This is a genomic window from Butyrivibrio sp., assembly GCF_017940685.1.
Taxonomy (GTDB): Bacteria; Bacillota; Clostridia; order Lachnospirales; family Lachnospiraceae; genus Butyrivibrio.
This window is the reverse complement of the sequence record NZ_JAGAYD010000139.1, coordinates 1-5,879: the sequence shown is the minus strand read 5'-3', so window position 1 is coordinate 5,879 and position 5,879 is coordinate 1. Positions and strand designations below refer to the sequence as shown.

Genomic DNA, 5,879 nt, shown 5'->3' with positions numbered 1-5,879 from the left:
TGGCTTGGCTCATAAAGTCCAAAGCTTGTGTCATTAAGTGAAGCACTGGGAAGCATTCCAATGGAACCTGTTATCATGCTGGCTTCATCAGAAAGAATATCACCAAACATGTTCTCAGTAAGTACCACATCAAACTGTGAAGGATCCCTTACAAGCTGCATTGCGCAGTTGTCAACCAGCATGTGCTCTAGTGTAACGTCAGGATAATCCTTAGCAACCTCTTCTACTACCTTGCGCCACAGTCTTGAGGAATCAAGTACGTTAGCTTTATCAACGCTGATAACACTCTTTCTGCGCTTTCTGGCAACCTCAAAGGCTTTTATGGCAATTCGTCTTATTTCGCTCTCTTTATATACAAGAGTATCTGTTGCTGTAAGTTCACCATCAACTTCTTTTGTAAAGCGTTCTCCAAAATACAGACCACCAGTAAGCTCCCTCATAATGAGCATATCAAAGCCTTTTTTCGCTGATTCTTCCTTTAACGGGCAGGCCTTCATAAGCTCAGGATAAAGATAAGCAGGGCGGAGATTAGCAAAAAGATTAAGTGCCTTTCTTATACCTAAAAGTCCAGCTTCAGGTCTTTTTGATGGTTCTAATTTGTACCAGGGAGATGTGGATGTGTTTCCACCTATAGATCCCATAAGAACAGCGTCTGCGCTCTTTGCCGCCTCTATAGTTTCCTCTGTAAGAGGAACGCCATAGGCATCAATTGAGCAGCCGCCCATAAGAACATCTCTGGTAATAAGTTCATGTCCATAGACTTCGCACACTCTTCCAAGGACCTTTTTAGCCTCAGCAACAATCTCAGGGCCAATTCCATCACCAGGAATACAAGTAATATTAAGCTTCATACCTCTCTCCTCCATATTTGAAAATAAGCCCGATTGGCAAGTGCCAATCAGGCTTTAATAGACACGAAAAATATTACTTCTTTTTAGAATCAGAAGTATCATTAGCAGTTGCTACTGCATCTTCAGGCTTCTCAACCTCAACAATTGCCTCTTTTACCATAGGTATACGGCAATTCTTGTTGTTACCAAACTCAACGATAACCATGTCGTCATTGATATCGATAACTGTTCCAATGAACCCACCTGTTGTACGCACACTGTCACCAACTGCAAGTGCTGCAAGAACCTGAGCCTTCTGCTTCTGCTCCTTACGCTGTGGTCTCATAAAAAGAAAATAGAAAACTGCGATTACTGCAGCATAAACAACTACCATAGAAACAATACTCTGTGTACTGGCAGTTGCCTCAGATGTTAAAAGTAAACCCATAACTTCCTCCATACCTTAAATAATTATATACACCAATTCATAATACAAGATGCAGGAACTAAATTCAAGTGTGCAATCTTAATGGCTGATGATGACAAATTTAACCTTTTCTCCAGTTTTTATCTATGCCCTGATAGTCTCCAGTACTTTCCCCATCAAATTCCATCATGCCAAAGAGCTTGTTTTTCTTGTATGTAGAATACTCTCCTTTTTCGATGGCATCTCTTATTTCTGTCATCATGTGATTATAGAAATACAGGTTGTGAAGAACGCAGAGTCTCATTCCAAGCATTTCTCCAGCTTTTAAAAGATGTCTTATATAAGCCTTTGAATATCTCCTGCAGGCCGGGCACTGGCACCCCTCTTCAATAGGCGTATCATCAAGCTCATACCTTGCATTCATGATATTGATGTGGCCTCTGTTTGTATAAAGATGGCCATGTCTTCCATTTCTGCTTGGATATACGCAGTCAAAAAAGTCAACTCCCCTCTCAACTGCTTCCAGAATATTTGCAGGAGTTCCAACACCCATAAGGTATGTCGGCTTATCCTGTGGAAGATATGGAACAACAGTCTCTAGTACGTGATACATCTCCTCATGAGATTCGCCTACTGCAAGACCTCCAACTGCATACCCGTCAAGATCAAGGTCACTTATAACCTTGGCATGCTCTATCCTGATATCATCAAAAATTGCACCCTGATTGATACCAAAGAGCATCTGATGGGGATTGACCGTATACGGAAGGCTGTTCATTCTTTGCATTTCAGCCTTGCATCTTTTTAGCCATCTGGTGGTCCTGTCAACCGACATCTGTACGTAATCATGGTCAGCTTTGGCTGATGGGCACTCATCAAAGGCCATGGCTATTGTGGAGCCAAGATGGGACTGTATCCTCATACTCTCTTCAGGCCCCATAAAGAGCTTGTGGCCATCTATATGGGAATGAAAATAAACGCCTTCTTCTTTGATCTTTCTTGTCTTAGCAAGAGAAAAGACCTGGAATCCGCCTGAATCTGTAAGAATGGGCTTGTTACAGCTCATAAACTTGTGAAGTCCACCCATTCTATAGATAAGATCGTCTCCTGGTCTTAAGTGTAAATGATAAGTATTGGAAAGAACGACCTGTGTATCAATACCCTCCAGATCCTCAGTTGATACTCCGCCCTTAATAGCTGCAACAGTTGCAACATTCATAAAGACAGGAGTCTGGATCTTGCCATGAACAGTGGTAAATTCTGCTCTCTTGGCAGAGCCGTCCTTTTTTAAAATCTTGTACATAAAAATCTAAATCCGTTTCTCTTTAATCTACGTAAATATTCCAGAATTCTTCAAGGCACAGATCATTATCTGTTATGACCGTAGCTGCATCTACGCCCACATATCTAAAGTGCCATGGCTCATACTCGATACTGGTGATGTTTTCTTTTCCATCAGGATAGCGAAGAATAAATCCGTACTTGCTGCTGTTAGCTGCAAGCCACTTACCAGCTGCTGTATCTCCAAATCCCTCATCAAGTGATGAGTATCCATCTGTGATAATATCAACTGCAAGACCTATCTGGTGCTCAGATGATCCAGGAACAGTTACTGCCTGTGAAGCCAGATTGTAAGCATCCATGTAAGACAAACCGCCGTCCATGTATCTGCCTACCTTATTTGAGAAAAGCATTGTCTGCCTGTCAAGATCTCTGTATGGCGAACATACGATAAGATTAACTCCGTCAGTTCTCGCTCCCTTAAGCATGTCAAGAAGTGGTGTGATGATCCTCTCATCGCATCTCATGCTTCCGCTAATGGTTCCAAGCTCAAAGGAATAATCCTCAGGAATCGGGTGCTGCTTGTTTACAAGAACTATCTTCCAGTCGTCGCTGCTAAAGGACTCTTCCTGAACTTCAGTTTCCTCTTCTTTTTCCTCAGCATCGGAAACATATCCGTAAGCCGCAAGGGCCTCAGGATCGATCTGCTCTGTAGACTCAAGGATCTCATTAAGAGAAACCATATTGTCAATTTCAGCTACATCTGGATTGACGTCTGTGCTCTCCTGTTCGATAACAGAAGAATCAACAACTGTCTCAGCTACAAGCTCAGCATCTGATTCAGCTACTGTCTCATCTGAAAGAGCTCTTGAAGTTCCCAAAACCTCATCACTTTCACCGCTGCTATCAGAAGCAAAGCTGATATTAAGTGACATTGCGGGATAGGAAAAGCTGCTGCTTGATACAAAGAACAACAAAATACACGCAAGCGCAGTAAATCTCTTGCCATTTCTATAAAAATAAAACAAGAAATTATATGTTGTTATTGCTAAAACAGCATAAGCAAGTCCAAGAAAAGACAAAGCCTTATGCTTTCTATTGAATTTTTCTACTTGAGAAATCACCTTGCTTTTAAAGGTAAGTTTCTTCTGTAGGTTACTGGCATTCATATCAAAAATCCCCTCTATTTCTGATATCCAGAACTCTAGTTACAATAATACTACTGTATTATAGTACGTTTTCACAAAAAATTCACTACTTATTTTTTTTCGGAAATAATATTACAATTCAAAAAGTAAGATTATCAGGCTATTTAGGAAGGGAGTAATATGGCAGGATCAGTATTTGGCAAGAATATAACAGTATCTACCTGGGGAGAATCCCATGGCAAGGCACTTGGATGTGTGATAGACGGTTTCCCGGCAGGACTTGAGCTTACCGAGGAAGACATCCAGAAATTTTTAGATAGAAGAAAGCCTGGCACTTCAGGCGCAACCACATCCCGTAAGGAAGATGATCTTGTAGAGATCCTTTCTGGAGTTTTTGATGGAAGGACAACTGGAACTCCTATTTCCATGATGGTTAAAAATACATCCCAGAAATCCTCAGATTATAAGGAAATAGCATCCTACTACAGACCAGGTCACGCTGACTATGGTTTTGACATGAAGTATGGTTTTAGAGATTACAGAGGCGGTGGAAGGAGTTCTGGCAGAGAAACCATTGGCCGAGTGGCAGCTGGTGCTATATGTTCCAAGCTTCTTGGCAAAATGGGCATAGAGGTCATTGCCTACACTAAGTCTATCGGCGATATAGAGATTGATCCTGGTAATACAGACTATGCTGCAAGACTTACCACTCCCACTGCTATGCCAGATATAGAAGCGGACAAAAAAGCCATGGAACTTATCCAAAAGAGCCGTGAAAAAAACGACTCCCTTGGCGGAGTCATTGAATGCAGAATAAAAGGCGTTCCTGCAGGTATAGGTGAACCAGTATTTGACAAGCTCGATGCAAGGCTCTCTCAGGCAGTCATGAGTATCGGTGCTGTAAAAGCAATCGAAATCGGCGACGGATGCCAGGTTTCTCGCTACTACGGCTCAGAAAACAACGACGCTTTTGAAGCCGTAGGTTCAAAAATAACCAAAAAGACAAACCACAGCGGCGGTATCCTGGGTGGAATGTCAGATGGCAGCGAAATCATTTTAAGAGCATATATAAAACCCACCCCGAGCATTGCCTCCACTCAGGAGACAATAAATCAGGATGGGGAAAACATTACAATAAATATTAAAGGCCGTCACGACCCTGTAGTTGTGCCAAGAGCCGTTGTAGTTGTTGAATCCATGTGTGCTATTACGCTCCTTGATCTGATGATATCCAATATATCTTCAAGGGCCGACAGCATAATCTCTTTTTATAAAAAGTCTTAAGCCTCAAGCTTATGGAATACGATGCAATTGGGTCTGGATATTGGAAGTTCAGGCCCATTCATTACCATGGTTCCGGCGTCCATATCCACCGTAAAGAAAGTAAGCGAATCAGATTCATGGTTTAAAGATACCAGGTGCTTGTTGTCAGGGAAAAGAGCAACATCCTTAGGATACTCTCCCGCTACAGGCAGCTGGATCTTTTTGGTTAAAAGACCTGTCTGCTTATCAACCTTGAACACGATGGCATTGTTCTCTCCTGCTGTGGAGCTCACAAGGTAGTTGTAATCCTCTGAGAATGAAAGTGCGCTGCAGGCAACACCAATAGAGTCAGACTCCTCTGAGTTGCTGACCTCCTGGATCTTGTTAAACTCAGGCATACCATTGTCATCCTCATGATACTCATACACATCTATTGCACATTTCTGCTCAAGACATACATAGAGGAACTTGCCTTCCTTGGAAAACTGCATGTGTCTTGGAGATGATTCCTGATCACAGTGGATCACATCAGCATCCTTGATCTTACCTGTCTCCATATCAAGAGCATAAATATTGATCCTGTCCATTCCAAGATCTGCTGCAAGAAGGTACTTGTTGTCCTTTGAAACCTTGATGCACTGCACGTGTGGAACGTGATTACGTCCAGCAGCCGTTCCGAGACCCTTGTGGTATCTCTCGTCTGTTATCTCGCCGATGCTTCCGTCCTCGTTGAGCTTAAGTATTGTAACTTTGCCATCATGATATCCTGCAGTCACAAGATACTTGTCGTTCTGAGTCTCATTTAAATAACAGCCTCTCATTCCGTTTATAGAAGCCTCATTTAAGAACTCAAGGCTTCCGTCCTTAAGGATCTTATATGACTCAACTCCATCATCTGTAATTGAGTAAAGAGTTTTTCCACTGTGTGAT

6 protein-coding genes are annotated in these 5,879 nt (G+C 42.2%); 1 reads left to right on the top strand and 5 read right to left on the bottom strand.

Features of this window, described 5'->3' with window-relative positions; all coding sequences use genetic code 11:
• From leuB to J6I68_RS08930, 4 genes are all read right to left on the bottom strand, one after another.
• On the bottom strand, window positions 1-851 hold an 851-nt coding region (gene leuB / locus J6I68_RS08945), incomplete at its 3' end, for a 3-isopropylmalate dehydrogenase (protein ID WP_292219780.1).
• A gap of 73 nt (window positions 852-924) precedes the next feature.
• A complete protein-coding gene (gene yajC, locus J6I68_RS08940; protein ID WP_292219778.1) occupies window positions 925-1,278 on the bottom strand; it encodes a preprotein translocase subunit YajC in 354 nt (117 codons plus the stop codon).
• 100 nt (window positions 1,279-1,378) lie between these two features.
• Window positions 1,379-2,560: a tRNA guanosine(34) transglycosylase Tgt gene (gene tgt / locus J6I68_RS08935; RefSeq protein WP_292219776.1), complete on the bottom strand. Its 1,182-nt coding sequence runs from the start codon at window positions 2,558-2,560 to the stop codon at window positions 1,379-1,381.
• A gap of 22 nt (window positions 2,561-2,582) precedes the next feature.
• On the bottom strand, window positions 2,583-3,707 hold the full coding sequence (locus tag J6I68_RS08930; RefSeq protein ID WP_292219775.1) for a M15 family metallopeptidase: 1,125 nt from the start codon (window positions 3,705-3,707) through the stop codon (window positions 2,583-2,585).
• A 159-nt stretch (window positions 3,708-3,866) separates the two neighbouring features.
• On the opposite strand from J6I68_RS08930, the gene aroC reads away from it, so the two are divergent.
• Window positions 3,867-4,970 (top strand): chorismate synthase, encoded by a 1,104-nt coding sequence (gene aroC / locus J6I68_RS08925; protein ID WP_292219773.1) that lies wholly within the window; start codon window positions 3,867-3,869, stop codon window positions 4,968-4,970.
• Here aroC and J6I68_RS08920 read toward each other — a convergent pair.
• Window positions 4,967-5,879: lactonase family protein (locus J6I68_RS08920; protein ID WP_292219771.1), on the bottom strand; the 913-nt coding region annotated here is incomplete at its 5' end. The genes aroC and J6I68_RS08920 overlap by 4 nt on opposite strands.